This is a genomic window from Marinibacterium profundimaris, assembly GCF_002210095.1.
Lineage (GTDB): Bacteria > Pseudomonadota > Alphaproteobacteria > Rhodobacterales > Rhodobacteraceae > Marinibacterium > Marinibacterium profundimaris.
Window position 1 is genome coordinate 133,353 of the sequence record NZ_AQQR01000006.1, and the last position, 24,820, is coordinate 158,172.

28 protein-coding genes are annotated in these 24,820 nt (G+C 67.1%); 14 read left to right on the forward strand and 14 right to left on the reverse strand.

Annotated elements, in window-relative coordinates; all coding sequences use genetic code 11:
- Nucleotides 1-9 precede the first annotated feature (9 nt).
- The 3 genes from ATO3_RS15855 (at nucleotide 10) to ATO3_RS15865 (ending at nucleotide 4,937) form a co-directional block, all read left to right on the forward strand.
- The gene (locus tag ATO3_RS15855; protein WP_088650857.1) at nucleotides 10-2,307 is read left to right on the forward strand and encodes a xanthine dehydrogenase family protein molybdopterin-binding subunit; all 2,298 of its coding nucleotides are present in this window, start codon (nucleotides 10-12) and stop codon (nucleotides 2,305-2,307) included.
- Nucleotides 2,285-3,382, forward strand: a complete 1,098-nt coding sequence (locus ATO3_RS15860) for a DUF2235 domain-containing protein (protein ID WP_088650989.1) — start codon at nucleotides 2,285-2,287, stop codon at nucleotides 3,380-3,382. The genes ATO3_RS15855 and ATO3_RS15860 overlap by 23 nt, the downstream gene beginning before the upstream one ends.
- A 199-nt stretch (nucleotides 3,383-3,581) precedes the next feature.
- Entirely contained in the window at nucleotides 3,582-4,937 is a 1,356-nt protein-coding gene (locus ATO3_RS15865; protein ID WP_233152173.1) for an MATE family efflux transporter, read from the forward strand.
- A 104-nt stretch (nucleotides 4,938-5,041) separates the two neighbouring features.
- On the opposite strand, the gene ATO3_RS15870 is transcribed toward ATO3_RS15865, so the two are convergent.
- Both ATO3_RS15870 and ATO3_RS15875 read right to left on the reverse strand, forming a co-directional pair.
- On the reverse strand, nucleotides 5,042-5,464 hold the full coding sequence (locus ATO3_RS15870) for a hypothetical protein (protein ID WP_088650859.1): 423 nt from the start codon (nucleotides 5,462-5,464) through the stop codon (nucleotides 5,042-5,044).
- The gene (locus tag ATO3_RS15875; protein WP_088650860.1) at nucleotides 5,461-6,666 is read right to left on the reverse strand and encodes a pyridoxal phosphate-dependent aminotransferase; all 1,206 of its coding nucleotides are present in this window, start codon (nucleotides 6,664-6,666) and stop codon (nucleotides 5,461-5,463) included. The genes ATO3_RS15870 and ATO3_RS15875 overlap by 4 nt, the downstream gene beginning before the upstream one ends.
- Before the next feature lie 91 nt (nucleotides 6,667-6,757).
- Here ATO3_RS15875 and ATO3_RS15880 point away from each other — a divergent pair, with 91 nt between their 5' ends.
- The 3 genes from ATO3_RS15880 (at nucleotide 6,758) to ATO3_RS15890 (ending at nucleotide 7,980) form a co-directional block, all read left to right on the forward strand.
- Entirely contained in the window at nucleotides 6,758-7,144 is a 387-nt protein-coding gene (locus tag ATO3_RS15880) for a helix-turn-helix domain-containing protein (RefSeq protein WP_088650861.1), read from the forward strand.
- A gap of 3 nt (nucleotides 7,145-7,147) precedes the next feature.
- Nucleotides 7,148-7,405, forward strand: a complete 258-nt coding sequence (locus ATO3_RS15885) for a succinate dehydrogenase assembly factor 2 (RefSeq protein ID WP_233152174.1) — start codon at nucleotides 7,148-7,150, stop codon at nucleotides 7,403-7,405.
- A gap of 83 nt (nucleotides 7,406-7,488) precedes the next feature.
- Nucleotides 7,489-7,980, forward strand: a complete 492-nt coding sequence (locus tag ATO3_RS15890; protein WP_088650862.1) for a MarR family winged helix-turn-helix transcriptional regulator — start codon at nucleotides 7,489-7,491, stop codon at nucleotides 7,978-7,980.
- Between the two features lie 432 nt (nucleotides 7,981-8,412).
- On the opposite strand, the gene ATO3_RS15895 is transcribed toward ATO3_RS15890, so the two are convergent.
- The 5 genes from ATO3_RS15895 to ATO3_RS15915 all read right to left on the reverse strand — a co-directional run bounded on the left by ATO3_RS15895 (nucleotide 8,413) and on the right by ATO3_RS15915 (nucleotide 12,867).
- Nucleotides 8,413-9,114 (reverse strand): DUF1194 domain-containing protein, encoded by a 702-nt coding sequence (locus ATO3_RS15895; protein ID WP_233152175.1) that lies wholly within the window; start codon nucleotides 9,112-9,114, stop codon nucleotides 8,413-8,415.
- Nucleotides 9,115-9,188: 74 nt separating this feature from the next.
- Nucleotides 9,189-9,926 (reverse strand): DUF1194 domain-containing protein, encoded by a 738-nt coding sequence (locus ATO3_RS15900; protein ID WP_088650864.1) that lies wholly within the window; start codon nucleotides 9,924-9,926, stop codon nucleotides 9,189-9,191.
- On the reverse strand, nucleotides 9,923-10,351 hold the full coding sequence (locus ATO3_RS15905; protein ID WP_088650865.1) for a VOC family protein: 429 nt from the start codon (nucleotides 10,349-10,351) through the stop codon (nucleotides 9,923-9,925). Before ATO3_RS15905 ends, ATO3_RS15900 begins: the two co-directional genes overlap by 4 nt.
- A 64-nt stretch (nucleotides 10,352-10,415) precedes the next feature.
- On the reverse strand, nucleotides 10,416-11,726 hold the full coding sequence (locus tag ATO3_RS15910) for a porin family protein (RefSeq protein WP_158217984.1): 1,311 nt from the start codon (nucleotides 11,724-11,726) through the stop codon (nucleotides 10,416-10,418).
- 82 nt (nucleotides 11,727-11,808) lie between these two features.
- Entirely contained in the window at nucleotides 11,809-12,867 is a 1,059-nt protein-coding gene (locus ATO3_RS15915) for a hypothetical protein (protein WP_088650867.1), read from the reverse strand.
- Nucleotides 12,868-13,065: 198 nt separating this feature from the next.
- On the opposite strand from ATO3_RS15915, the gene thyX reads away from it, so the two are divergent.
- On the forward strand, nucleotides 13,066-13,974 hold the full coding sequence (thyX, locus tag ATO3_RS15920) for an FAD-dependent thymidylate synthase (protein WP_088650868.1): 909 nt from the start codon (nucleotides 13,066-13,068) through the stop codon (nucleotides 13,972-13,974).
- 76 nt (nucleotides 13,975-14,050) lie between these two features.
- Here thyX and ATO3_RS15925 read toward each other — a convergent pair whose 3' ends face one another.
- Nucleotides 14,051-14,890 carry an alpha/beta fold hydrolase gene (locus tag ATO3_RS15925; protein ID WP_088650869.1) on the reverse strand — a complete coding sequence of 280 codons (840 nt, stop codon included), beginning with the start codon at nucleotides 14,888-14,890 and terminating at the stop codon, nucleotides 14,051-14,053.
- A gap of 120 nt (nucleotides 14,891-15,010) precedes the next feature.
- Between ATO3_RS15925 and ATO3_RS15930 the strand changes: the two genes are divergently transcribed.
- Both ATO3_RS15930 and ATO3_RS15935 read left to right on the forward strand, forming a co-directional pair.
- A complete protein-coding gene (locus ATO3_RS15930; RefSeq protein WP_088650870.1) occupies nucleotides 15,011-15,304 on the forward strand; it encodes a hypothetical protein in 294 nt (97 codons plus the stop codon).
- A gap of 325 nt (nucleotides 15,305-15,629) precedes the next feature.
- The gene (locus ATO3_RS15935; protein WP_088650871.1) at nucleotides 15,630-15,908 is read left to right on the forward strand and encodes a hypothetical protein; all 279 of its coding nucleotides are present in this window, start codon (nucleotides 15,630-15,632) and stop codon (nucleotides 15,906-15,908) included.
- Between the two features lie 253 nt (nucleotides 15,909-16,161).
- On the opposite strand, the gene ATO3_RS15940 is transcribed toward ATO3_RS15935, so the two are convergent.
- Nucleotides 16,162-16,368, reverse strand: coding sequence for a cold-shock protein (locus tag ATO3_RS15940; RefSeq protein ID WP_088650872.1), 207 nt, complete (start codon nucleotides 16,366-16,368; stop codon nucleotides 16,162-16,164).
- 218 nt (nucleotides 16,369-16,586) lie between these two features.
- On the opposite strand from ATO3_RS15940, the gene ATO3_RS15945 reads away from it, so the two are divergent.
- Nucleotides 16,587-16,904: an arsenate reductase family protein gene (locus tag ATO3_RS15945; protein WP_088650873.1), complete on the forward strand. Its 318-nt coding sequence runs from the start codon at nucleotides 16,587-16,589 to the stop codon at nucleotides 16,902-16,904.
- Between the two features lie 84 nt (nucleotides 16,905-16,988).
- On the opposite strand, the gene ATO3_RS15950 is transcribed toward ATO3_RS15945, so the two are convergent.
- The 5 genes from ATO3_RS15950 to thrS all read right to left on the reverse strand — a co-directional run bounded on the left by ATO3_RS15950 (nucleotide 16,989) and on the right by thrS (nucleotide 21,863).
- Nucleotides 16,989-17,552 (reverse strand): DoxX family protein, encoded by a 564-nt coding sequence (locus tag ATO3_RS15950; protein ID WP_088650874.1) that lies wholly within the window; start codon nucleotides 17,550-17,552, stop codon nucleotides 16,989-16,991.
- An 18-nt stretch (nucleotides 17,553-17,570) separates the two neighbouring features.
- The gene (locus tag ATO3_RS15955; protein ID WP_088650875.1) at nucleotides 17,571-18,317 is read right to left on the reverse strand and encodes an HvfC/BufC N-terminal domain-containing protein; all 747 of its coding nucleotides are present in this window, start codon (nucleotides 18,315-18,317) and stop codon (nucleotides 17,571-17,573) included.
- Between the two features lie 7 nt (nucleotides 18,318-18,324).
- On the reverse strand, nucleotides 18,325-19,176 hold the full coding sequence (gene bufB / locus ATO3_RS15960) for an MNIO family bufferin maturase (RefSeq protein ID WP_088650876.1): 852 nt from the start codon (nucleotides 19,174-19,176) through the stop codon (nucleotides 18,325-18,327).
- 202 nt (nucleotides 19,177-19,378) lie between these two features.
- Nucleotides 19,379-19,684, reverse strand: coding sequence for a BufA1 family periplasmic bufferin-type metallophore (locus ATO3_RS15965; protein ID WP_088650877.1), 306 nt, complete (start codon nucleotides 19,682-19,684; stop codon nucleotides 19,379-19,381).
- 199 nt (nucleotides 19,685-19,883) lie between these two features.
- Nucleotides 19,884-21,863 (reverse strand): threonine--tRNA ligase, encoded by a 1,980-nt coding sequence (gene thrS, locus ATO3_RS15970; RefSeq protein ID WP_088650878.1) that lies wholly within the window; start codon nucleotides 21,861-21,863, stop codon nucleotides 19,884-19,886.
- Between the two features lie 261 nt (nucleotides 21,864-22,124).
- On the opposite strand from thrS, the gene ATO3_RS15975 reads away from it, so the two are divergent.
- The 4 genes from ATO3_RS15975 (at nucleotide 22,125) to ATO3_RS15985 (ending at nucleotide 24,763) form a co-directional block, all read left to right on the forward strand.
- Nucleotides 22,125-22,868 carry an alpha/beta fold hydrolase gene (locus ATO3_RS15975; protein ID WP_088650879.1) on the forward strand — a complete coding sequence of 248 codons (744 nt, stop codon included), beginning with the start codon at nucleotides 22,125-22,127 and terminating at the stop codon, nucleotides 22,866-22,868.
- Nucleotides 22,865-23,020, forward strand: coding sequence for a hypothetical protein (locus ATO3_RS28855; protein ID WP_158217985.1), 156 nt, complete (start codon nucleotides 22,865-22,867; stop codon nucleotides 23,018-23,020). The genes ATO3_RS15975 and ATO3_RS28855 overlap by 4 nt, the downstream gene beginning before the upstream one ends.
- Before the next feature lie 9 nt (nucleotides 23,021-23,029).
- On the forward strand, nucleotides 23,030-24,025 hold the full coding sequence (locus ATO3_RS15980; protein WP_088650880.1) for an alpha/beta fold hydrolase: 996 nt from the start codon (nucleotides 23,030-23,032) through the stop codon (nucleotides 24,023-24,025).
- Between the two features lie 123 nt (nucleotides 24,026-24,148).
- Nucleotides 24,149-24,763 (forward strand): hypothetical protein, encoded by a 615-nt coding sequence (locus ATO3_RS15985; RefSeq protein WP_088650881.1) that lies wholly within the window; start codon nucleotides 24,149-24,151, stop codon nucleotides 24,761-24,763.
- The last annotated feature ends 57 nt before the right edge of the window (nucleotides 24,764-24,820 follow it).

Genomic DNA, 24,820 nt, shown 5'->3' on the forward strand with positions numbered 1-24,820 from the left:
GTTGCGACGATGGAGAAGTTCGGCAAGAGCCAGCCGGCCAAGCGGGTCGAGGATGTGCGCTTTCTGACCGGCGCGGGCCGCTACGTGGACGACATCGCGCCCGGGGACGCCCTGCATGCCTATTACCTGCGCAGCCCCGTGGCCCATGCCGAAATCGTCACGCTTGACGTGGCCGAGGCGCGCGCGGCCGAGGGCGTGGCGGCCGTCTACACGATCGAGGACCTGGAAGCCGCCGGGCTGGACATCGCCATCCCCGCGACGGTGGTGAAGAACCGCGACGGGTCCATGGGGGCGGCGCCGCTGCGTCCGATGCTGGCGAAGGGCAAGGTCTGTTTCGTGGGCGAGCCCATGGCCGTGGTCCTGGCCGAGACGCTTGAGCAGGCGCGCGACGCGGCCGAGCTGATCGAGTACGACCTCAAGGACCTGCCCGCGAAGCTGGACCTCGCGAAGGGCGGGCCGATGATCCATGACGCCGCGCCCGACAACCTGGCCTTCGACTGGGGTTTGGGCGACGAGACGGCGACAGAGGCGGCCTTTGCCGCAGCCGCGAAGACCGTGCGCCTGGAGGTCGGCGACAACCGGGTCATCGTCAATTCGATGGAGCCGCGCGGCTGCTATGCCGAGGCCGAGGGAGAACGGATCCACCTGTCGTTCAACGGGCAGGGCGTCTGGGGGATGAAGGCGCTGCTGGCGCAGGCGCTGGGGCTGAACGCAGAGGCGGTGCGGATCACCAACCCCGACGTCGGCGGCGGCTTTGGCATGAAATCGGGGCCATACCCCGTATATTTCTCGGTCGCCCACGCGGCGCGGGCGCTGGGGCGTCCGGTGCGCTGGATGTCGGACCGGTCCGAGGCGATGATGGCCGACAACGCCGGCCGGGACCTGGTCTCGCTGGCCGAGCTGGCCTTTGACGAACACAACCGCATCACCGCCTACCGTGTGACCACGCGGTGCAACCTGGGCGCCTACAATTCCGTCTATGGCCAGCCGATCCAGACCGAGCTGTTCAGCCGGGTGCTGATGGGAACCTATGACGTGCAGACCACGTGGCTGCAGGTCGAGGGCTATTTCACCAACACCACCCAGGTCGATGCCTATCGCGGCGCCGGGCGGCCCGAGGCGATCTATCTGCTGGAACGGGTGATGGACCGGGCGGCGCGCGAGCTGGGCGTCGATCCGCTGGAGCTGCGGCGGATCAATTTCATCAAGCCGGACCAGTTCCCCTACACGACCGCCACGGGCGAGACGTATGACGTGGGCGATTTTTCCCGGGTGCTGGGCCGGGCCGAGGCGGAGGCGGACCTTGCGGGCTTTGCCGGACGCCGCGCGGCGGACGAGGCCGAGGGACGATTCCGGGGTCTGGGGCTGTGTTACTATATCGAAAGTATTCTGGGCGATCCTTCCGAGACCGCGAAGGTGGAATTCCATGAGGATGGCACGGTGAGCATCTATGTCGGCACACAGTCGAACGGGCAGGGGCACGAGACCGTCTATGCCAGGTTCCTGTCGGACCAGACCGGCATTCCCGCCGATCTGATCCGCGTGGTGCAGGGCGACAGCGATCTGATCGCCAAGGGCGGCGGCACCGGGGGCTCGCGGTCCGTCACCACGCAGAATACGGCGACGCTGGCCACGGTGGATGCGATGGTGGCGGCCTTCATTCCCTACCTGGCCGAAAAGATGGGGGTTGAGCCGGACGCGGTCGAATTCGACGCCGAAACCTTCCGCGCGCCGGGGTCGAACCTGACGCCGACGATGGTCGAGGCCGCGCAGATGGCGCGCGAGGATCAGCGGGAGGACCTGCTTGTGCACCAGGAAACTGCCGAGCTTCCGGGGCGGTCCTATCCCAACGGCTGCCACGTGGCCGAGGTGTCGGTCGATCCCGAGACCGGGCAGGTCACGCTGGAGCGGTACACGGTGGTCGATGATTTCGGCAACCTCATCAACCCGATGCTGGCCGAGGGGCAGGTGCATGGCGGGGTGGCGCAGGGCGTGGGCCAGGCGCTGACGGAACACGTCGTGTTCGACGAGGACGGGCAGCTTCTGACCGCGACGTTCATGGACTACGCGCTGCCGAGGGCCTATGATATGCCCATGATTTCCTTCACGTCAGAGCCGGTGCCGTCGACGGCGAACCTTATGGGCATGAAGGGCTGTGGCGAGGCCGGAACAGTCGGCGCGCTGGCGGCGGTATCGAATGCGGTGCAGGACGCGCTGTGGAATTGCGGTGTGCGGCAGGCGGATATGCCGTTCACGCCGCTCAGGGTCTGGGAAATGCTCAGGGATGCCCCTGTCGCCGCTGAGTGATCATGTCTCGCGCCTGATCGGCCGGCTGAGGTGGGCCGAGCCGGCGGCGCCGGGCAAGGAGTTGCCCGCGCGGATCCACGTGATCATCCTGGACGGGACGCTTTCGACCCTCGAGCCGGGCGAGGAGACCAACGCCGGCCGGACCTACAAGCTGTGCCGCGAGGTCGGTGCGCCGCTGCTGGTGCATTACGAGAAGGGCGTGCAATGGCCCAACTGGCGATCGACGATGGACGTGCTGCGGGGCAAGGGGACCAGCCGCAGGATCCGGCGGGCCTATGGCCGGCTGGCGTCGCGCTACCGGCCGGGGGACAAGGTGTTCCTGTTCGGCTTCTCGCGCGGGGCCTTCGCGGTGCGGTCGCTGGCGGGGGTGATCGACATGGTGGGGCTGTTGCGGCCCGAACATGCCACCCATCGCAACGTGCGGCAGGCCTACCGCCTGTATGAACAGAACCCCTATGGCCATGCGGCGGCGGCCTTTTCGCGGCAGTTCTGCCACCCGCCCGGAACCGTGACGATCGAGATGGTCGGCGTCTGGGACACGGTGAAGGCGCTGGGGCTGAAGGTGCCGATCCTGTGGCGGATGGTGCGCAGCCGGCATTCCTATCACAACCACAATCTCGGCCCCTCGGTGAAGGCGGGCTTTCACGCGCTGGCGCGGGACGAGACGCGGCTGGCCTACGAGCCGGTGATGTGGACGACACCGCCGGGCTGGTCGGGGCGGCTGGAACAGATGTGGTTTCGCGGCACGCATGGCGACGTGGGCGGCCAGCTGGACGGGTTCGACGCGGCGCGGCCGCTGGCGAATGTCTCGCTGGTCTGGATGCTGGAACGGGCGGAGGAAAGCGGGCTGCCGCTGCCCGAGGGCTGGAAGGCGCGGTACCCCTGCGATGCGACGGCGCCCTCGCTGGGGTCCTGGCGCGGCTGGGCCAAGGTCATGGTGCTGCGCGCGCCGCGCGAGGTCGGGCGCGACCGGTCCGAAAAGCTGCACGAGACGACGCCGCCGCGCCAGCCCGTGCCGGAAGGCTGGAGCGCCCGTGTCTCGGCGATCTGGTCGGGGCTGCGCGGGCAGGCGTGAAGGTGAGCCCCGGGACCGACCCGGGCGGAGGGGCAGGGCCAGGCCGCTGCGCGCGGCACCGGAGCGGCGCAGGACAGGGTGACGGGGCGTCCCGGGTCACGGGCCGATCGAAACGGGCGGTGACACGCGCCCCGCCGATGGGGGCATGGCCCTTGCGCCCGGACGAGAGGCCCCCTAATGGCACCGCATGACCGCACCGATGTCCCTTCTGCAGCATATGCGTGCCACGCTTGTGCTTGGCCTGCCCCTGATCGGCGGGCACCTTGCGCAATTCGCCATCCAGCTGACCGATACGGTCATGCTGGGCTGGTATTCGGTGGAGGCGCTGGCCGCCGTCACGCTGGCGGGCAGCTACTTCATCACCTTCTTCCTGTTCGGCGCGGGTTTTGCCTGGGCGGTGATGCCGATGGTGGCGACCTTTGCCGCGAAGGGCGACCAGACCGGCGTGCGGCGGGCCACGCGGATGGGGCTGTGGCTGTCGCTGCTGTATTCCGCGCTGGCGATGCCGGCCTTCTGGTGGGCGGAGGAGATCCTGCTGGCGCTGGGCCAGACCGACGCGGTCGCGGGGCTCGCCGCCGATTACCTGCGGGTGGCGGGCTGGGGGATCTTTCCCGCGCTGATCGTCATGGTTCTGAAGAGCTACCTGGCCGCGCTGGAACGGACGCGGATCATCCTGTGGGTGACGCTGGCGGCGGCGGTGATGAACGTCTTCGGCAATTACGTCCTGATCTTCGGCAATTTCGGCCTGCCGCCGCTGGGCGCGGTGGGCGCGGCCTGGGCATCGATCATCACGCACACGACCGCGCTGGCCGGCGCCGCGGCCTACGCGGTGATCGCGCGGCCCGAGCACCAGCTTTTCGTGCGGTTCTGGCGTGCGGACTGGGAGATGTTCTTCAAGGTGTTCCGGATGGGCGGGCCGATCGGGATCACGACCCTGTCGGAGGTGAGCCTCTTTGCCGGGTCGACCGTTCTGATGGGCTGGCTGGGGACGATCCCGCTGGCGGCGCATGGCATCGCGATCCAGCTTGGAACGGCGACCTTCATGGTGCATCTCGGCTTGTCCAACGCGGCGACGGTGCGCGCGGGCCAGGCGCAGGGTCGGGACGACGGGCTGGGGCTGCGGCGCGGGGCGACGGGGGTGCTGATCCTGTCGCTGGTGGTCTCGCTGATCACGATCGCGGTGTTCCTGTCGATCCCCGAACAGCTGCTGGGCCTGTTCCTGGAGCCCGACAACCCGAACCGGCCGCAGATCCTGGCGATCGGCGTCGGGCTGGTGACGATCGCGGCGCTGTTCCAGCTGGTGGACGGGGCGCAGGTGGTGGCGCTGGGGCTGCTCCGCGGGCTGCATGACACGACCGTGCCGATGGTGATGGCCGCCGTGGGCTACTGGGTGGTGGGCCTGCCGGCCTCTTACATCCTGGGGTTCGTGGCCGGGCTGGGCGGCATCGGGGTCTGGCTGGGCCTGGTGTCGGGGCTGGCGACGGCGGCGGTGCTGCTGCTCTGGCGGTTCTGGGGACGGGCCGTGGGGCAGGTCGGGGCGGCCGTGCCGGTCTGACGGGCGGCGCCCGCGGTGGGGTGAAACCCCACCCTACGGCGGAGGTGGGCGTGGTGCCGGCGCGGTGGGTTGGAAACCCACCCTACACGGGCAGCCCGGAGCGGTCAGTCAGACGCGCCGTCGGCGTCGCGTTTCAGCAGGCGGTCGGACTTCTTCCGCACCAGCACGCTGCGCAGGTCATGCATCGCCAGCAGCAGCGCATCGGTGACCTCTTCGAGCTGGTCGTCGCTGGCCTTGCTCTGCACCCAGTGGGCCGTCATGTTCAGGTAGTCGATGGCGCGGTGGATGTCGTCCATGTCGCGCCGGGCCAGCAGGGCCCGACGCTCTTCCATCCAGCTGTCGATCGCCGCGCGGTCATCCGCCGTCAGGCTGCGGTCGCCATGCGGCTTGACCTCGCCGTTGCGGATGTTGACCACGGCGATCTGGTCCATCTCGATCCGCCGGTGCCGGTTCTGCGTATCGACCCGGTAGACGAAGGCGCCGTTCTCCCGGACCCGGAAGTAATAATCTGGAAGCGCGGCGCTCATTCCGTCAGGCCGGCACAGAAATCGGCGATCCGGGCGCAGGCCTGCTCCAGCGCGTCATCCGAGGTCGCGTAGCTGATGCGGAAGTTCGGCGAGAGGCCGAAGGCCGCGCCGAAGACCACGGCGACGTTGGCCTCCTCGAGCAGGGCGGTGGCGAAGGCCTCGTCATCGGTGATCTTCACGCCGCCGGCCGAGGTCTTGCCGATCAGCCCGGCGATCGAGGGATAGACGTAGAACGCCCCGTCCGGCACCGGGCAGGTGATGCCGTCGATCGCGTTCAGCTTGTCGACCACCAGGTCGCGGCGGCGGCGGAAGACCGCGTTGTTGGGTTCGATGAAATCCTGCGGCCCGTTCAGCGCCTCGACCGAGGCCCATTGCGAGATCGAGCAGGGGTTGGTCGTGGACTGCGACTGGATCTTGCGCATGGCGGCGATCAGCGGCTCGGGCCCGCCGGCATAGCCGATGCGCCAGCCGGTCATGGCATAGGCCTTCGAGACGCCGTTCACGGTCAGCGTGCGATCGTAGAGGCCGGGTTCCACCTGGGCCGGGCTGGCGAATTCGAAGCCGTCGTAGACGAGGTGTTCGTACATGTCGTCCGACATCACCCAGACATGGGGATGGCGCATCAGCACGTCGGTCAGCGCCTTGAGCTGGTTGCGGGTATAGCCGGCGCCCGTGGGGTTCGAAGGAGAGTTGAAAATCAGCCACTTGGTGTTGGGCGTGATCGCCGCCTCGAGCTGGTCTGGCGTCATCAGGAAGCCGTTTTCGATGCCGCATTCCACGACAACCGGCTCGCCGCCGGCCAGCCGCACCATGTCGGGATAGCTGACCCAGTAGGGGGCGGGGATGATGACCTCGTCGCCTGGGTTCAGCGTGGCCATCAGCGCGTTGTAAAGCACCTGCTTGCCGCCGGTGGAGACCGAAATCTGCGCGGGCGTGTAGGTCAGGTCGTTGTCGCGCAGGAACTTGGCGCAGATCGCCTGCTTCAGCTCGGGGATGCCGTCGGGGGCGGTGTACTTCGTCTCGCCCCGGCGAATCGCGTCGATCGCGGCGTCCTTGATGTTGTCGGGCGTGTCGAAATCGGGTTCGCCCGCGCCCAGGCCGATGACATCGCGGCCGGCGGCCTTCAGCTCCCGCGCCTTGGTGGTCACGGCCACGGTCGGAGACGGTTTCACGCGGTCGAGCGTCGCTGAGAGGAAGGACATTTTCGGGCCTCGGTTTGAATGTTTGCCCGAACTGTCATAGGGTTCAGCCCAATTGCGATCAAGCGGCGAAAGCCGCCGGACGGGAGGCAAGATGAGCGACGACGATTGGTACGGGCCGGATGCGGCCACCTTCGGAGACCGGATGGCCGGGGCACGCGAGCAGGCCGGCATGAGCCAGGCGCAGCTGGCGCGCCGGCTGGGTGTCAAGAAGGGCACGATCGTGGCCTGGGAAGAGGACCGGTCGGACCCGCGGGCCAACCGGTTGCAGATGATGTCGGGGCTTCTGAATGTCTCGATCATCTGGCTCCTGACCGGAGAGGGCGACGGGCCCGAACCGCCGCAGCCCGAGGATCCGCAAAGCGTGGGGCTGGCGGAACTCGCCGCAGAGTTGCGCGAGCTGCGCAGCCAGATGCGCGCGAATGCCGAGCACGCGGCGCGCATCGAAAAGCGGCTGCGCACCCTCATGCAGGAGGGCTGAGCCGTGGTGGAGCCGCGCGAGACGCGGGTCAAGCGATTGAAAATGCGGGCAATGCGGCGCGGGATCAGGGAAATGGACCTGATCCTTTCGGCCTATGCGGACGCCCGTCTGGAGACGATGAACGAAGGCGAGTTGAATCTCTTCGATCAACTTCTTGGCGAAAACGACCAGGATCTCTATGCTTGGGTCACGGGCCAAAGCCCGGCCGAAGGGGTGTATGCCGCCATGGTTGATGACATCGCGGAGAACTACCAGAAATAGATCGGTTTTTCTCGTTTAACCGATTCTTGGGGTTTTGTTGCCACTTTCGGTCCGAGCAGTTTGAGTCGGAGTGAAACATGCGTATGGACAAGCCCCTTGCGCCTTCTGGAAGAGCCGGGTTCATGGCCGGGTACCTTGAGGCGTTGGCCTTGGTCGAACGCCTGCACCGTCTGCTTCTGGATGTGATCAAGGACGAATTCGAACGGGTCGGAGTCTTGGAGATCAACGCCGTGCAGGCGTTGCTTCTGTTCAACATCGGCGACAACGAGGTCACGGCCGGCGAGTTGAAAAGCCGTGGCTACTACCAGGGCAGCAACGTCAGCTACAACCTGAAAAAGCTGGTTGAGATGGGCTACATGCACCATCAGCGGTGCGAGATCGACCGCCGGTCCGTGCGCGTGCGGCTGACACCCCGGGGGCGCGAGATCCGCGATGTCGTGGACCAGCTCTTCCTTCGCCATGCGGAGGGCCTTCAGGAAAAGGGCGTGATCGATGCCGCGGGCATCGAGGACATCACCGGAGCGTTGCGCCGGGTGGAACGCTACTGGACCGACCAGATCCGTTATATCTACTGACGCTCCGGCGCGGCGCCTGCACGGGTCCGGAACCGGCGACGGGAACGGCCGGACCCAAGACGCCTTCGACTGTTGTGAGTAGCCGGCGGATGGCCCTGGGACAGATATGCCGAGATGAGACGCTGATCGCAGGATCTGGCGTCTCATGTTCGTTTCTAGACTCCGCCGGAACCATGGCCGGGCTGGCCCGGGTGCCTTATCGATCGGTGAGGCTTTGATATACGATCAGCGGATCAAGGTCTTCGTGATCTGCGGCGGCAGGCGGGATGGTGGTGAAAGCTCTGCCCCGGGATCGTCGGGAATTCGATCATCGGACGTACCTGTCCTGCCTGCCGGACATCAGGGGCCGATCCGGGATGTCGGGGCTAGGGTGGGACCGGGGTCGGAGAGTCGTTCGTGTCCGGTCGCTGCCTTGGGGCCCACGGTGGGGACTTATTGTCCGGTGAGCGGATTGTCGGGCTTCAGGGTTGCGAGGTTGAGCCCCTCGAGCTCTCGCAACAGCTTGCGCACCATGGCGGCCTCGTAGTCGGCAAAGCCCAGGGCGGTTTCCACGAAGGCGCCGGGGCCCGCGATCACGTAGGCCCGGAAATAGGAGCTGAGGCCCGCCACGTCGTCTTGCCGGGCATCCCCCTGGCGCGGGTCGTCGACGCCGATCACAAGCGCGTTCACGGTGATGTCGCGCGCTGCCAGCCAGGGCTGAAGGCTGCGCGGATGGGGGCCCATGTTGTGCTTGCCATCGCCCGAGACATCCAGCGTGTGGATCCAGCATCCCGGATGCGCGTCGAGCATCGCGCCGCCGATGCGCACCGCGCTGCCTAGGGCGGTGCCCGGCGGGGCGGCGGTGCGGGCGGTGCCGCGCAGACGCGCGATGATGCCGTCCAGCGCCCCGGCCGAGGTGACCGAGGTCCAGGGCACCAGGTGGCGCTGGTAGTCCGGCGCGCTCCATTCGAAGACGGCGATGTCCACCGGCGCCTGCGGCATGGCCAGGATCGCCCGCCGCACTTCGGGGTGGTTCAGCGCGGCGGCCAGCCCGTCAAGTTGCATCCGATACTCGATCGAATCGACCGACCCGGACACGTCCAGCGCCAGCACCAGCGCCTGCCGGCATTCGGCCGTCGCGGCGGCCGGGGCCATGGACAGGGGCAGGGACACAGACAAGGCAGTGCAAACGGCATACGCCATGGCCCGAAGCCGCCGGAGGCCTTGTGTCACCCCGGGCTCCCGGGGCGCTGGTCAAGCTCGCCCACGACGCGGGGGCGCAGCTCGCGCTCCAGCTTGCGGCGCATGGCGCGTTCGTAATCCTCGAAGCCGCGCGCCACCTCGACAAAGGCGCCGGGGCCGCGGATGACCTCGTTGCGGTAGTAGTGTTCCAGGCTGACCTCGGGTTCCGAATTGGCGCCGTCGATGGCCAGCCCGTTCACCACGACACCGGCGAAGGGGAAATGCCGGTAGGCGCGGGAGGGGGCGAAGCCTTCGTTGTTCTCGCCGTCGCCGGCGACGTCCACGGTCTGGAACAGGCAGGGCGGTGCGCGGTCCAGAAGGCCGGCGGCATAGCCCAGGGCATAACCCATGGCGGTGGGGAATTCATCGTGGCTGCGGGTCGATGCGCCGATCGCCTGGGCCACGGCAAACAGCGCGGCGCGGCTGTCGATCAGGGTCCAGTCGACCAGGACCTCGTGATTGTACCGCCCGCTCCATTCGAAGACGGCCAGCGCCACGTGCATGTCGCTGGCAAACAACGCGGTCTGGACCTCGGGGGCCAGCAGGGCAGAGGCCAGGCCGCCCCTTTGCAGCGCGTCCTCCTGCGCATCGACGGAGGAGGAGACATCCATCGCCAGTACCAGCGCCAGCCGGCACTCGGCTGCGGCCGAGGCTTCGGTGACCCCGAAGACCCCGGCCAGACCGGCGGCGAGACCCGCCGCAAGAGATGCGGCGCGCGGCGTCACCAGTGTCCGGTGTTTTCCATGCTGGCCCAGGGTTCTGCCGGCTCCAGCCGCTCGCCCTTCTGCAGCAGCTCGACCGAGATATTGTCGGGCGAGCGGACAAAGGCCATCCAGCCGTCGCGCGGCGGCCGGTTGATGGTCACGCCGTTGTCCTGCAGGTGCTGGCACATCTCGTAGATGTTATCGACCTGGTAGGCGAGGTGCCCGAAGTGACGGCTGTCGCTGGGCAGGCCCTCGTCGCCGTCCCAGTTGTAGGTCAGCTCCACCGGGCATTCTTCCTGGCCCGGAGGCGCCATGAAGATCAGCGAAAAGCGGCCCTGCTCGCTGTCGGTGCGGCGGGTTTCCCTGAGGCCCAGCAGTTCGAAGAACGCCATGGTCTTCTCGAGATCCTTCACGCGAACCATGGTGTGCAGATATTTGATGGTCATGTCGGGGACTCCTTGGTGTTGGCCCATCCTAACGTCCCCCTTGTCACTGTCGAGCGGGGGCGGGTCAAAAAGCCGACTGGATCCCGAAATTGATGCCGAAGCGCCGGGCCTCGTAGAGGGCGATGTTGCTTTCGGTGTTCTGCGCGTAAACCGTCATCGTCGGGTTGAAACCGAAGTAGTCCAGCCCGGTGAAGATCACCGTGGCCGAGGCCGAGACACGGTGATCCTGCCGCCCGTCCGGCGAATGGGGCGAGACATCGTAGTCGCGCCCGCGGTAATCCAGCCCCATCTGCAGGCCCGCGCCGTCGAAGATCTCTCCGAGCACCAGCGAGGCGCCCAGCCCGGCCTCGACATATTCTTCCGAGGCGACGGGGCTGTCGGTCACAGCACCCGACAGGACCACGCGCAGCTGCCGGCCGTTGGGGAAGAAATGCGCCGCCCAGGTTTCCGCCGAGTAGGTGTTCACGTCGGCGGTGTTGATCCCGTATTGCCATTCGCCCGCGATACGCCCGTTGATCCGCGTGGTCCCGGTAAGGGCGTAGGATTGCAGCGCCGAGGCGCGCAGGTAGCGGGCGAATTGTTCGTATCCGTACCAGGATTGCCCGGCATCCGCGCGAAAGGCGAATTCGCCGTCCTCGCCGAAGTTGAACGCGCGATAGCCGTAGCCGGCAAAGACCGAGGCAAAGTCGAAATCCGATCCCTTGACGCCCGGTGCTTCGGATTTGGCGTCACCGGTCAGCTCGAAATGGCGGTAATCCAGCGAGAGATAGAGATCCTGCGCCCGGGTCGCGGTCTGCCAGAAGCGGTAGCGGGTATCGGCGCCCAGCTCGAACTCGATCCCCGAAAGCGCCACGGCGGCGCCGGTCAGCTGGTATTGCACGGGCTGGCCAAAGAGCGCCTCGGTCAGCTCGTAGTTCAGGAAGGAGGTCCGGTAGGCGGAGCCGTTGTTGATGTTGCTGTCCGGCGTGATCGAGAAGCTGAAGCGCGACGACCAGGGGTTGGTGGCGCGCACGTACTTGAAGTCGCGGATCGCCATGGCCTCGAGGTTCTCGTGCGGGGCGATTTCGACCGCGCGGCGCAGCCAGAGCTGCGCCAGCGTCTTCTGCCCCGCCGTGGACAGGACCTGCGCCATCACCATGGCCGAGGCGAACTGGTCCGGGTCTTCCTCGGCAAGGTCCCAGGCCTGGCGCGCGGCGGTCTTGGCCGCGTCGGTCTGTCCCAGATCGCGCAGGGCGCGGGCGCGGATCAGCAGGGCGGGCAGGTCTTGCGCGTCGCGGGCAAGCAGGGCATCGGCCAGGGCCAGGGCCTGCTGCGGGGCGCCCACGGCAAGGCTGTCCGAGGCGGCGACGCGCATCTGGCCAGGGGTCAGCTGCACGGGGTCGGATCCGGCGGCGGGGGCCGGATCCGTCACAAGGCACAGGGCAAGGGCGGCCGCGAGGCCGGGCAGGCGCATCCTCTTAGCGGACGACGACGAAGCCGCCGGTCTCGCGCACCGTCACGTTGTCGGGCTGGCCGACGTTGGTTTCGGTGACGACGATGCCCACGATCTCGGCGGCGTCGTCGCCCGAGACGATGGCGTAGTAATTGCCCTCTTCGAAGGCGACCGCGTTGCCGCTGTTGTCGCCGAAATTGCTGGCGACGGTGCCGGCGATTTCGCCGTTGTCGTTCATCACGCCCGGACCGACCCGGAAGACGATCGCGGGCATGGCGTCCAGGCTGGAATCGGAACTGGCGTTGATGCCGTTGACGACCTGCTGGGTGATGTCGTTGCCGTTGATGTCATAGATCACCCGGTCGGTGATCTGGCCCCGCACCGCGTCGCCGCGGCGGCCGGTGGTGGAATTGAAATCCTCGAAATCGATGGCCATGTCGATCGTGGCGGTGGTGTATTGCAGGCCGCCGGCCCCGTTGAAATCGCGCAGCCCGGCGTAGTCGCCGCTGTAGCGGGCCTGGCCGGAATCGGGCAGGGTCATGCCGCCGTTGCGCTGGTAGATGAAGCCGCCGAAGCCGTAGTCGATGTAATCGCCCGTCCGCACGATGGCGAACTGGGTGTTGCCCGAGGGGCTGACGCCATAGATCGCCCGGTGCGCGAACTGGCTGATCGGCGCGCCGGTGATGCTGTCGGGATAGGTGGCGCTGGCCTCGTAGACGGCATAGGGCCCAAGGCTCGAGACGGCGGTGCCGCGCTGGTAGACATTGTCGCCGTCGAAGCCGAGGTTGTCGACGAAGAAGGTATCGTTCGAGGCGTCGTAGGACACGCTGGTGACAAAGCCGTCGCCGGGATTGCCGCCGTCCGCTTCGGTCGGTTCGGTGCGCACGATGGACGACGACGGGGTGGGCGAGGCGGTACCGGGGGGCAGGCCGCTGTCCCCGTCGATGCCGTCGGGATCGCTGCCGTCCGTGCCCTCGCCGTTGCCGCCGTCGGTGTCTTCGGCGTTGTCGTCGAACGGGTTGCCGTCCCCGCATCCCGACACCGCAATGCCCGCCGCAAGTGCGGCGGCAATAAACCTGTTCATGCCTGTCTGCCTCGGTGTTTTTTGTACACGATTTTGCCCGATTTTTCGCGCGAACCCCTTTGAAGTCAATGAAGTTCACGATTCGTCGAGGCGATTGAGAGCCGGGCATGATCGAAATGCCATACTGCATATGGCGTTTCATCCGGGGCTGACGCCAGATATGGTAGGGGGCGACTCGCATGAGAGGGAAGTGCCGCCATGGGCCTGTCACCGGAACAGCTTGCCGAAATTTCTGAACTGCGCAGCCAGGCACAGTCCACGCTGCGGGCCACCGCGCCGGGGATGGAGGCGCATCTCTACAAGCCCTACCAGGTGCTGGACCATGGCTTTGTGCGGGTCGTCGACTACATGGGCGACGACGCGGCGATCTGTCAGGCGGCGCGGGTGTCCTATGGCCGCGGCACCAAGTCGGTGCAGAACGACGACGGGCTGATCCGCTACCTGATGCGGCACTGGCATTCGACGCCCTTCGAGATGTGCGAGGTCAAGCTGCACGTCAAGCTGCCGGTCTTCGTGGCGCGGCAGTGGATCCGGCACCGGACGGCGAACGTGAACGAATATTCGGCGCGCTATTCGATCCTGGACCGGGAATTTTACATCCCCGCGCCCGAGCATGTCGCGGCGCAGTCCGAGGTGAACAACCAGGGCCGGGGATCGGCGCTGGAAGGCGAAGAGGCGGCGCGGGTGCTGGAGCTGCTGAAATCCGACAGCACGCGGGCCTATGACCATTACGAGGAGATGATCTCTTCGGACGGGCAGCAGGGGCTGGCGCGTGAACTGGCGCGGATGAACCTGCCGGCGAATATCTACACGCAATGGTACTGGAAGGTGGATCTGCACAACCTGTTCCACTTCCTGCGGCTGCGCGCGGATGCCCATGCGCAATACGAAATCCGGGTCTACGCCGAGGAGATCTGCAAGATCGTGGCCGACTGGGTGCCCTTCGCCTATGGCGCCTTCGAGGAATACCGGCTGGGCGCGGAAACGCTGAGCGCCTCGGCGCTGGATTGCGTGCGGCGCATGCTGAAGGGCGAGGAGGTCACGAAGGAGACCTCGGGCATGTCGGCGCGGGAATGGCGCGAGCTGGAGGCCGTTCTGAAGGGCTGAGGCTGGTTCGGGTTGAGAGGGGCAGCCTGCCCGGAGCTGACCGGTTCGGGCAGGCTGCCTGGAACGGGCGGCGCCCTCAGCTTTCGGTTTTGCCGCGGTAGAGCCAGAAGCGGCGGATGTCGGCAAAGAGCTGCGGGTTCATGATATGCGGCAGGTGCCCGCGATCACGGTACCAGCGGGCATCGGCGTTCTCCATTCGTGCGGCCAGCCGGGCGATCCCGGCCGAGGGGCTGACCGTGTCGTGGCTGCCATGAAAGAAGCGCAGCGGCGTGTCGGCCTGCATGGCGCGTGCCGAGGGGCGCCAGAAGGCGACGCCGGAGCCGTGGCTGAAAAGCATCCGGGCCGTGGGCGTGACCGAGGGCCCGGTGGGCCGGCCGCGGTCGTCCAGCGTCAGCTTCGGCCGGGGCGTGTCGCGGCCGAACATCAGCACCTGGAACAGCTCGTACCAGATCACCGGCCAGTCCGCCCCGGGATGGGCGCGGCGGATGCGCCAGAGATCGCTGCTCATCCCCATGGTCGTGGCCAGCAGGTCAGGGAAGGGCGCAGGGGCTGCGATCGCCGCCAGCGTCACGTCCGGGCAGGTCAGCAGCCCGCGCAGTTCCAGGCAGATGCCGGCCCCGGCAGAGATCCCGACAAGGTCGATCCGTCGCGCGGGTGCCGCGTTCAGGCGCTTGGCCAGCAGCCGCGCGGCCGGCCGCATCCGCACCCGCCCCTGAAGCGGGCGGCCGTCGAGCCCGGGGAAGGCAAGCTCTGCCAGCGCCGTGCCCGAGGGCAGGTTTTCGGTCAGCGGGTCGAAGGCATCGAGGCGGGTGAGCGCGCCGGGCACGGTCACCAGGATGCGCCGGGCCTCGGCCAGGGGGGTGCCTGACAGGCGCAGGCCGTCGCGATCGGGGCCGGGAGGGGAGAGAGGTCTCATACGTGGTGGGAGAGCCGGGCAGAGGGGCGATGTCAAATGCGCGGGTCGCCGCAGGGGTTCGTTTTCGTGTATAGCGTGACTATATACATAGTGTCATTTTCCTGTTACAAAACACCTATTATGCGCGCCTTCGTTTCCCTTGCCTTTCTGCTGTCACTTCCGGCGTCCGCCGCGCTGGCCAATCCGCTGGCAGAGGTGATCTGTGACACCACGCCCCGGATGCGGGACCGGCTGGAGCACCAGTTCGGCACCCGGCAGGAGGCGACAGGCCTGCGCGGGCCGGAGGAGATCATGGAGGTCTGGACCGACACGCGTGGCGACTGGACCCTGGTGATGACCTATGCCACCGGGACCTCCTGCATCGTGGCGATGGGCGAAGACTGGCAGCAGACGCATCGCAAGGATCCGGCCTGACGGCATAAGCGCCGCGCGGCGTGAAGGGACCCTTGCGCAAGGCACGGATCCTTGAACGGGGTCGGCTGACCGGTCGGTTGTCGCAAGGGACTGCACGGATGGTCCTGGACGACAACGCAGGGATCGCGGCGCGCGCCGTTTCCGAAACCCCGCACCGCGACGAAACATGGCGGCGGGGCGGGACAAAGGGCTGGACTTGGCCCCGCCGCTGCCGGCAGATTGGGACAACACTTGCATCCGCTGCACCGGGTCGCATTCCGCGCGGCGCCTATCAACTTTCGGGGGTTTCATGCGCAGACAGTCTCTTGCGGGTCCGGTTGGGGCCATGATCGGCGCGACCGCGCTTTGCGTGGCGGCCGGGGTGGCAATGGCCAGCGATGCGGCCACTGTCCAGCAATCCTCGTCGGAACTGCCGGTCGGGATCTATGCGACCGGCGCCGGTACGTCCTACTGCCCCGCCGGGCTGCGGCCCGTATCGGTCGACGGCACCACCAGCTGTGGCATGCCGAACCGGACCGAAACCTATGCCGAAGCGAAGCGTACGCCCTATCGGCGCAGCTATCGTTCCTATGATTGCGCTGTCGGGATCAAGGGCTGCGACTGAGCGGTTGCGGATCGGGCAGCGCCGGCCGGCCAGGGACCTGTCGTCCCGGGCCAGTCCGGGCCACGCGGTCATATCGCGACCGGGACCACAGAGGGTGCAGGCCTGGCCGACGTCAATCAACCTCTCCGCGCCCCGGTCGAGAAAATGCGCCCGGGCAGGGCCAGGGCGCAGCACAGAAACATGTGTCGGACATTGAATTCGGACAGTGAATTCGGGCTGTCTAGGCAGGGTCCCGGAGGTCCGTCCGGTCTCGTCAGAGAGGTTTCAGATCGCCCGCCATCGTGCGCCCGTCGCGCCCCTCGATCAACTCGTATCCGATCTTCTGATTGTCGGCGAGCCCGGTCAGGCCGGACCGCTCCACGGCAGAAATGTGCACGAACACATCCTTGCCGCCTTCATCGGGGGCAATGAACCCGTACCCCTTGGTGGTATTGAACCATTTCACGGTGCCAGTCGGCATGTCCCGTGTCTCCTTTCACCTTTGGTCGTTCAATCGCAAATCCATGCGATCATGCGTAAAACCGGCATGAACATCATCGGTCCGGGTTGGCAGAGACCGAAGGTTGACATGACGATTGACGCCTTTTGAGTGTCGCACGGCTTAGGGAAAAATCAAGGTTAAGACCTGTGAATTCCGGGGGCTGGCATTTATTTCGACTTTGGAAATGAGGAAAAGATATGCGGATTTACGGAATAAAGACCTGTGATACCTGCCGAAAGGCAATTCGGGCGTTCCCTTATGCCCAATTTATCGACATTCGCGCCTCCGGCCTGCCTGATGCGCTCAGGGCGCGTGCCTTGGAAGAGTTCGGGGAGGCGTTGATCAACCGCAGGTCGACAACTTGGCGGGAGCTGGACGCGGCAGAGCGCGAAAGGGCGCCGCAGGATCTGTTGTCCGATCACCCGGTGTTGATGAAACGGCCCCTGATCGAGGATGACGAGGACGGGCTGCACCTGGGCTGGACGAAGGAGGTCCAGGCGGCTCTGGGCGTGTGATCCGCGCGTGATCCGGGGGCCGCATGGCACGGCTCAGGGGCCGGCAAGGGACGGGCGCGCGGATCTGGCGGCGCGCCCGGTTCCTCAGCGCAGGCCGGGCGGCATGACCCGGCGCAGCAGCGCGTCGACGGACAGAAGCCCGCCGCCCTTCGCCACGAGATAGAGCAGCAGGAAGATCCAGAAGCTGCGCTGGTCGAGGATCAGGCTGCCCGAGGCGCCGTCGAACCAGGCGCCCAGTGACTGCGCGTCGGTCTGGCCCAGGCCATAGACATCGGTCAGCGACTGGATGACCACGAAGCCGATCATGCCGAGCGCGGCGAGCCGGGTGAAGAGACCCAGCACGATCAGCGCGGGCAGCAGGAATTCGGCCCAGGTCCCCAGCACGGCAACCAGCCAGTGCCCGGTCCCCAGTTGCGACACGTCGTAAGAGACCGACTCCATCTGTTTCGGGAAGATCTGGGCATAGGCCCCGGTCGAGGGGTTCAGAAAGCCGAAGATACCGTCGCCCAGCTTGGTCACGGCCGAGTGCCAGAAATAGAAAAGCAGCACGGCGGCGAAGACGAAGCGTGCCAGGAGCGGCAACAGGACATCCCCCCCGGTCTCGACAAGGGCGAAGACCCGGTTGTGAAAGGAAAACAGGCGGTGCATCGGGGTGGTCCTTTTCAGTCAGTCCTGGTTGGCCAGGCCGGTGATCGCCGCGCCCCGGATCAGCAAGGCGAGGACGGGGCCGGGGTCGAAGCCCGGGGTCTCGGTGCAGGCGGTCTCGTGGGCCGCGGCGACGGTGGCACCGTCGACAAGCGCCTGCAGGAAGGCGGCGCCGCCGGGGGGCAGCCGCTGCGGCAGAGGATCGTAGGCGGGGCGCAGGATCACGACATCCTCCGGCCCGGGCTCTGGTTTCGGGGCGCCCTCTTCGGTGTTGAAGCGCCAGATCGCGTGGATCGGCCAGGCGGAGCGGATCAGCTGCATGGCGGGCGCCAGGCTGAGGGCGCTTTGCAGCAGTGTTTCGGGGGCGATGTCCGAAAGGTCGGCGGGCGCGGCATCGGCGGCGTGGTAGGCGCGGCGCATGGCCAGGTCGAGCCGGGCGATATCGGGCAGGTAGCCCAAGTGCGCCAGCTGCGGCATCCCGGCGAGGAAGTCGGGGAAGGCGCCGCCGTAATGCATCATCAGCGGTGTCTGAGGCGGGTGGGCGCGCAGGTAGAGCCGCGCGAGACCGTCCATGTTCTGCTTCCCCAGCAACCTGGCGATGGTGGGGAAGGCGGTATGCAGCGCTTCGGTCAGCGAGACGGCGACATTGTTGCGATAGACGTCGAAGCGGCGGCCGGCCGGATGGTTGTCCGGACCGGAGAGCCCCTCTGGCACCGCGCTCTCGGGGTCCAGGAGCGCCGCGTGGAAGGTGGTCTGGTCCGGGCTCATGGCAGTCTTATCCGGCGGGGACGAGGGCGTGGGCGGCCCGGGCGGCCTCGGCCTCGAGCACGGGCCAGTCGGGGACGTCCGTGTCCCATTCGATCAGCAGGGGGCGGGGCCCGGAGCGGGCCAGCGTGTACGCCAGCAGCGCCCAGACCGGATCGGCGACCGCCCGGCCGTGGCTGTCTATCAGCAGCGGCGCGCCGTGGTCGTCGTGGTCCTCGTCATGGCCGCCGAGGTGGACTTCTCCGACGCGGTCCAGGGGGAAGGCGTCGATATAGCCCTGCGGCGAGAAGCCAAGGTTGGTGGCGGAGATGAAGACATTGTTGATGTCGAGCAGCAGGCCGCAGTCGGTGCGCTTCGACAGCTCGGCCAGGAACTCGGGCTCCGACCAGGTGCTGTCGTCGAAGGCGAGGTAGCTGGAGGGGTTCTCCAGCAGCATGGGACGGCCGACATTGTCCTGTACCTGGTCGATATGGGCGGCGACGCGGGTAAGCGTGTCTTTGGTGTAGGGCAGCGGCAGGAGGTCGTTCAGGAAATGGCTGTCGTGGGTGGACCAGGCGAGGTGCTCGGAAAAGCTGGCCGGGTCGAGCCAGGAGACGAGGTGTTTCAGCCGGGCCAGGTGGTCGGGGTCGAGCGGGCCCTCGCCGCCGATGGAGAGGCCGACGCCGTGGACGGAGACCGGAAAGCGTTCGGCCAGCGCGCGAAGCTGGGCAAGGGGGCGGCCGCCGTCGCCCATGTAGTTTTCGGCATGGATCTCGATCCACCGCACGGCGCCCGGGTTTTCGGTGATCGCCGCGAAATGCTGCGGCTTGAAGCCGACGCCGGGCGCGGCGGGAAGGCGGGTCGGGTGGCCGGTATCGAGCATGGGAGCCTCGGTTCGGTCTTCTGACGGTTTGCTGTCGGGCGCGCTGAACGGCGGGAAAGCGCGCCGTTCAGGTCTGTGTGGCGAGGGCAGCCGTGACGGCGCAGGCGGTGGGTTGGAAACCCACCCTACGGATATCTGCCGGGCCACGTCCGAGGGTCCGGGGGTAGGGTGGGGTTCTACCCCACCGCCCCCGCAAAAGGCCTTACGCGGAGGGCAGATCGCGATCGAGCGGTTCCAGCGACCCGTGGCGCGCGGTGCCGTCGGCTGCGGCGGGCAGGGTCATGTCGGTGCAGGTGCCCGCGTCGACCAGGGTCCAGGCGTTACCCTGGTAATCCACGGTCGAGGTGCCGGCGCAGGTGGTACCCGGTCCGGCGGCGCAATCGTTCTCGCCGGCGAGCGACACGCCATAGCACTTCTCCTTGGCCTGGGCCTCGGCGGTGGTGGCATGGGCGGTCAGGGCCGCGGCGATGGAGGCGGCGACGGTCATGGTTTTCACGGGATTCGACATCTCTGTTCTCCTCTGGGTGGGTGCCGTTTATGCACGCAGCGTAAACCGACCCGGTCGCGCGTTGGAACTCACGAGCCTGTTGGTCACGCCCCTGTCACTCCACGCGAACGGCGCGCAGGTGCAAGATACTGAAAATCATTGAGGAATAAAGGCGTCAGCCGGGCAATGTCATATCCCGGCTGTCGCGGATCACGGATTGTTACAGAAGATCCGGGGCCGTCGCCTCGGTTCCCAGGGCCTTTGTTACATCCTCAAGGCTCATCACCTCGGTCTTCTTCTCGCCCAGCCGGCGGATAGACACGGTGCGCTCCTCGACCTCGCGGTGGCCGATGGCGAGGATCACCGGGACCTTGCCGACCGAATGCTCGCGCACCTTGTAGTTGATCTTTTCGTTGCGGATGTCGGCCTCGGCCCGGACACCGGCGGCGGTCAGCTTGGCCACGACCTCGTTCACGTAGTCATCCGCTTCCGAGGTGATCGAGGCCACGACGACCTGCCGCGGCGCGAGCCAGAACGGCAGCTTGCCTTCCCAGTTCTCGATCAGGATGCCGATGAACCGCTCGAAGGATCCAAGGCAGGCGCGGTGCAGCATGAAGGGGCGATGCTTGTCGCCGTCCGCCGCGATATAGGACGCGCCCAGCCGTTCCGGCAGGTTGGGGTCCACCTGGAAGGTACCGCATTGCCAGACCCGGCCGATCGCGTCGGTCAGGTAGAAGTCCAGCTTCGGGCCGTAGAATGCACCGTCGCCCGGCTCCAGCGTATAGTCGCGGCCCACCGCCTTGATCGCGTTTTCCAGCGCGTTCTCGACGTAATCCCAGCTCTCTTCCGTGCCGACGCGCTTTTCGGGGCGCGTGGCAAAGCGGATCTCGAAATCGTCGAAGCCGAGTTCCTTGTAGACATTCGCGAGGAAGTCGATGAAGCGGGCGCATTCCTCCTGGATCTGATCCTCGGTGCAGAAGATATGCGCATCGTCCTGGGTAAAGCCGCGCACGCGCATGATGCCGTGCAGGGCGCCGGAGGGTTCGAACCGCGAGCACGATCCGAATTCGGCCAGCCGCAGGGGCAGGTCGCGGTAGGATTTGAGGCCCTGGTTGAACACCTGCACGTGGCAGGGGCAGTTCATCGGCTTCAGCGCGTTGATGCGCGTCTGCTCCTTGTTCCGGGCGGAGGCGTCGTCGGTCTCGCCGTCGCGGCTTTCATCCACCTCGACGATGAACATGTGGTGCTGGTACTTCTCCCAGTGGCCCGAGGCCTCCCACAGCTTGCGGTCGACGACCTGCGGCGTGTTGATCTCGCGATACCCACCCGCGCGCTGCTTGCGGCGCATGTAATCCTGCAGCGTGGTGTAGATCGTCCAGCCGCCCGGGTGCCAGAACACCTGGCCCGGCGCCTCTTCCTGCATGTGGAACAGGTCCATCTCGCGGCCGAGCTTGCGGTGGTCGCGCTTGGCGGCCTCCTCGAGCATGTGCAGATGCGCCTTGAGCTTTTCCTTGCCGGTGAAGGCCACGCCATAGATCCGCTGCAGCATCTGGCGGTTGCTGTCGCCGCGCCAGTAGGCGCCGGCGATCGACATCAGCTTGAACGCATCGGCCGGCACCTGCCCGGTGTGCTGCAGGTGCGGGCCGCGGCAGAGATCCTGCCAGCCGCCATGCCAGTACATGCGCAGCGGTTCGTCGCCCGGAATGGCGTCGATCAGCTCGACCTTGTAGGGCTCGTTGTTGTCCTTGTAATACTGGACGGCCTTTTCGCGGCCCCAGACCTCGGTGGTCACGGGCTCGCGCTTGTTGATGATTTCCTTCATCTTCTTCTCGATCTCGCCGAGATCTTCGGGCGTGAAGGGCTCTTCGCGGTCGAAATCGTAGTACCAGCCGTTGTCGATGACGGGGCCGATGGTGACCTTTGTGTCGGGCCAGATCTCCTGCACGGCACGCGCCATGATATGAGCGAGGTCATGGCGCACCAGCTCGTTCGCCTGAACCTCGTCCTTCATCGTGTGGATGGCGATGTCGGCATCCGTGTCGATCGGCCACTGAAGATCCCAGTGCTTGCCGTTCACGGTGGCGGAGATGGCCTTCTTGGCCAGGGAGGTGGAGATATCGGCAGCGACCTCGCCGGGCGTGATGCCGGCGTCATAGGAGCGCGAATTGCCATCGGGAAGGGTGAGAGAGACTTGGGCCATGATCTGGCTCTCCTCGTCGGTTTGGCGCCCACGGAACGCCCGGTTGCGGGTATGTATGCAGGGGCGGTGTGCCGGGCCGGGGCGGCGGTGTCAAGCCGGTGTCGGGGCGGCGCTGGTCGGCCGGGGCCGGGACGGGGCCGGGGGTCGGGCAGAGCGGGCAGGGGAATGTCGGTGGACCCCGAAGACCGGCCCCGGCATGATCGGGCCGCAAGGTGCCCGGATCGGGCGCAGGGCCCAAAGGCAGGAAGACAGGAGCGAGACATGAGCGAACCGCAATACCTGGAGACGGCGCAGGGCCGGCGGCTGGCCTATCACCGGACGGGCGGGGAGGGGCCGATGGTGGTCTTCCTCGGCGGTCTGAAGTCGGACATGGAGGGGACAAAGGCGCTTTACCTCGAAGACTGGGCGCGGGCGCAGGGACGGGCCTTCCTGCGGTTCGACTATTCCGGCCACGGGCAGTCGAGCGGGGTGTTCGAGGAAGGCTCCATCGCCGACTGGCACGAAGACACGCTGGCGGCGGTCGAGGCGCTGACCGAGGGGCCGCTGGTGGTCGTGGGGTCTTCGATGGGGGGGTGGCAGGCGCTGCTGCTCGCCCGGGCGATGCCCGCGCGCGTCGCGGGTCTTGTCACCATCGCGGCGGCGCCGGATTTCACCGAGGACGGCTATTGGGCCGGGTTCAGCGACGCACAGAAGGCCGAGATCGAGGCGGGGCGGAATGTCGAACTGCCGTCGGATTACATGGAGCCCTATGTCGTCACGCGCAAGATGATCGAGGACGGGCTCCGCCACCTGGTGCTGCGCGCACCGCTGGACCTGCCGTTCCCGGTGCGGATGCTGCAGGGCACGGCGGATACGGCCGTGTCGGTGGCGACGGCGGTGGCCCTGCTGGAGCACGCGACCAGCCCGGACATGCGCCTGCTGCTGGTGAAGGATGCCGATCACCGGTTCTCGGACGACACCTGCCTGCAGCTGATCGAAAGGGCTGTCGAGGACGTCTCAACGTGACGCGCCGGCTGTGGTTCATCACCCATGCGGATGTGGCGATCAGCCGGGCGCAGGATCAGCCGGCGAACGGGGGCGGGAATGTCCTGTGCTGCGCCGTGCCGGACTTGCGTCTGATCCACGGCTGGCGCGATATTGATCCCGTATCGGTTTGAGGTCTCACCATGCGCATGTTCGGCAAGATCCTGGGGTGGATCCTCCTGTTCCTCGTGGTGGCCGTGGGTCTGCTGTGGGTTTTTGGCCCGCGCGAGCCGGTGGCGCTGCGGGCAGAGTTCGATCCGCGCCGGTTCGGCGAGGGTGTGCAAGTCTATTTCGAAAGCGTCGAGAGCGCCTTTGACGACATCACTCCGGGTGTCGAGAAGCGGGTGATCTGGCAGGCGGGGTTCAAGGAGCAGCGCACGCCGGTCTCGGTTGTCTATATCCACGGCTTCTCGGCCACGTCGGAGGAGATCCGGCCGGTGCCCGACCGGGTGGCCGAGGCGCTGGGGGCGAACCTGGTTTTCACGCGGCTGACGGGCCACGGGCGGCCGGGCGATGCGATGGGCGAGGCGACGGCGGTCGACTGGATCGGCGATGTCGCCGAGGCGATGGCGGCGGCGCGCGCGGTGGGCGAACGGGTGGTGGTCATCGCGACCTCGACCGGCGGCACGCTGGCGGCGCTGGCCGCGCTGGATCCGGAGATGTCGGAGAGGGTCGCGGCGCTGATCCTGGTCTCGCCCAACTTCGGGGTGAACGCGCCGGGGGCTGCGATGATGACCTGGCCGGCGGCGCGCTGGTGGGCGCCGCTGATCGTCGGAGAGCGGCGGAGCGCGGCGCCCGAGAGCGAGGAGATCGGGCGCTACTGGACCCATGATTATCCCACCGTCGCGGTGCTGCCGATGGCGGCGCTGGTGAAGGAGACGGTGGCGCAGGATTTCTCGGGCGCGCAGGTGCCCGCGCTGTTCTGGTTCACCGAGGAGGACAAGGTGGTGGTGCCGGCGGCAACACACGCGGTGGCCGAGGCCTGGGGCGGGCCTGCGACGGTGAAGATCGTGACCATGGGGCCGGGGGATGACCAGAACAGCCACGTGATCTCGGGCGACCTGGTCTCACCCGGGCAGACGGAGGCGACGGTGCGGGGCATGCTGGACTGGCTCGCCTCGATCGGGATCGGCGGGTGAGGGGGACGTGCCGAAGCGGGGCCGTGGCATGATGGGCCAGAGGTCGGATCGCGTCCGGAGCGCTCCCGCCCGCCCACCCCGCGCTCCGGACGCGATCCGGCTCTGATGCGGCGGCCGGGGAGCATGTGGAGCCTGGAGACGCTGGGGCGCGTGCGGCTGTCGCGGCATTTCTTCATGCGCGATTTCCTCTATTCTGAGATCGGCAATTTCCACGAGGTGCAGAACATCCCCGACGATCCGGAGCTGGCCATCGCCTGTGGCCGCGCGCTTTGCGAGACGCTGCTGGACCCGCTCGAGGAGACGTTTGGCCGGATCGCCGTGCGCTCGGGCTATCGCTCGGCGCGGCTGAACCGGTTCGGGAACGAGAGGAAGCTCAATTGCGCGTCGAACGACTGGCCGCTGGAATGCCATGTCTGGGACAGGCGGCGGGGCGAGGACCGCGTGGCCGGTGCTTCGATCGTCGTCCCGTGGTTCGCCGACCGCTATGCGCAGGGGCGCGACTGGCGCGACCTGGCCTGGTGGATCCACGATCACCTGGACTATTCCGAGGCCTGGTTCTTCCCCAAGCTCGGCGCCTTCAACCTGGTCTGGCGGCCGGTCCCGCGGCGGCGGATCGACAGCTACATCGCCCCGCGCGGCTGTCTTCTGCGCCCCGGCGCACGGCCCGACGAACCGCTGGAGGCGCGCCAGGCGCGCTATCGCGATTTCCCGCCGTTCCGGGGCATAGCCTTTCCGTGATCGCCCTTGCGGGGCGGTTCAAAAGCCAGCAAGGTCGGACCAAAGGGATCCGACAGA

Bases quoted from the DNA above. Each gene is read 5' to 3' on its own strand.
- ATO3_RS15955 (WP_088650875.1), bottom strand. From the start codon at position 18,317: ATGAGCCCGGACCAGACCACCTTCCACGCGGCGCTCCTGGACCCCGAG.
- ATO3_RS15880 (WP_088650861.1), top strand. From the start codon at position 6,758: ATGAGCGACGACGATTGGTACGGGCCGGATGCGGCCACCTTCGGAGAC.
- ATO3_RS15925 (WP_088650869.1), bottom strand. From the start codon at position 14,890: ATGAGACCTCTCTCCCCTCCCGGCCCCGATCGCGACGGCCTGCGCCTG.
- ATO3_RS15860 (WP_088650989.1), top strand. From the start codon at position 2,285: ATGCCCCTGTCGCCGCTGAGTGATCATGTCTCGCGCCTGATCGGCCGG.
- ATO3_RS15870 (WP_088650859.1), bottom strand. From the start codon at position 5,464: ATGAGCGCCGCGCTTCCAGATTATTACTTCCGGGTCCGGGAGAACGGC.
- ATO3_RS15930 (WP_088650870.1), top strand. From the start codon at position 15,011: ATGCGCGCCTTCGTTTCCCTTGCCTTTCTGCTGTCACTTCCGGCGTCC.
- bufB (WP_088650876.1), bottom strand. From the start codon at position 19,176: ATGCTCGATACCGGCCACCCGACCCGCCTTCCCGCCGCGCCCGGCGTC.
- thyX (WP_088650868.1), top strand. From the start codon at position 13,066: ATGGGCCTGTCACCGGAACAGCTTGCCGAAATTTCTGAACTGCGCAGC.
- ATO3_RS15935 (WP_088650871.1), top strand. From the start codon at position 15,630: ATGATCGGCGCGACCGCGCTTTGCGTGGCGGCCGGGGTGGCAATGGCC.
- ATO3_RS15975 (WP_088650879.1), top strand. From the start codon at position 22,125: ATGAGCGAACCGCAATACCTGGAGACGGCGCAGGGCCGGCGGCTGGCC.
- ATO3_RS15865 (WP_233152173.1), top strand. From the start codon at position 3,582: ATGTCCCTTCTGCAGCATATGCGTGCCACGCTTGTGCTTGGCCTGCCC.
- ATO3_RS15905 (WP_088650865.1), bottom strand. From the start codon at position 10,351: ATGACCATCAAATATCTGCACACCATGGTTCGCGTGAAGGATCTCGAG.
- ATO3_RS15950 (WP_088650874.1), bottom strand. From the start codon at position 17,552: ATGCACCGCCTGTTTTCCTTTCACAACCGGGTCTTCGCCCTTGTCGAG.
- ATO3_RS15985 (WP_088650881.1), top strand. From the start codon at position 24,149: ATGTGGAGCCTGGAGACGCTGGGGCGCGTGCGGCTGTCGCGGCATTTC.
- thrS (WP_088650878.1), bottom strand. From the start codon at position 21,863: ATGGCCCAAGTCTCTCTCACCCTTCCCGATGGCAATTCGCGCTCCTAT.
- ATO3_RS15875 (WP_088650860.1), bottom strand. From the start codon at position 6,666: ATGTCCTTCCTCTCAGCGACGCTCGACCGCGTGAAACCGTCTCCGACC.
- ATO3_RS15940 (WP_088650872.1), bottom strand. From the start codon at position 16,368: ATGCCGACTGGCACCGTGAAATGGTTCAATACCACCAAGGGGTACGGG.
- ATO3_RS15855 (WP_088650857.1), top strand. From the start codon at position 10: ATGGAGAAGTTCGGCAAGAGCCAGCCGGCCAAGCGGGTCGAGGATGTG.
- ATO3_RS15965 (WP_088650877.1), bottom strand. From the start codon at position 19,684: ATGTCGAATCCCGTGAAAACCATGACCGTCGCCGCCTCCATCGCCGCG.
- ATO3_RS15895 (WP_233152175.1), bottom strand. From the start codon at position 9,114: ATGGCCCCGGCCGCCGCGACGGCCGAATGCCGGCAGGCGCTGGTGCTG.
- ATO3_RS15890 (WP_088650862.1), top strand. From the start codon at position 7,489: ATGGACAAGCCCCTTGCGCCTTCTGGAAGAGCCGGGTTCATGGCCGGG.
- ATO3_RS15945 (WP_088650873.1), top strand. From the start codon at position 16,587: ATGCGGATTTACGGAATAAAGACCTGTGATACCTGCCGAAAGGCAATT.
- ATO3_RS15980 (WP_088650880.1), top strand. From the start codon at position 23,030: ATGCGCATGTTCGGCAAGATCCTGGGGTGGATCCTCCTGTTCCTCGTG.
- ATO3_RS15915 (WP_088650867.1), bottom strand. From the start codon at position 12,867: ATGAACAGGTTTATTGCCGCCGCACTTGCGGCGGGCATTGCGGTGTCG.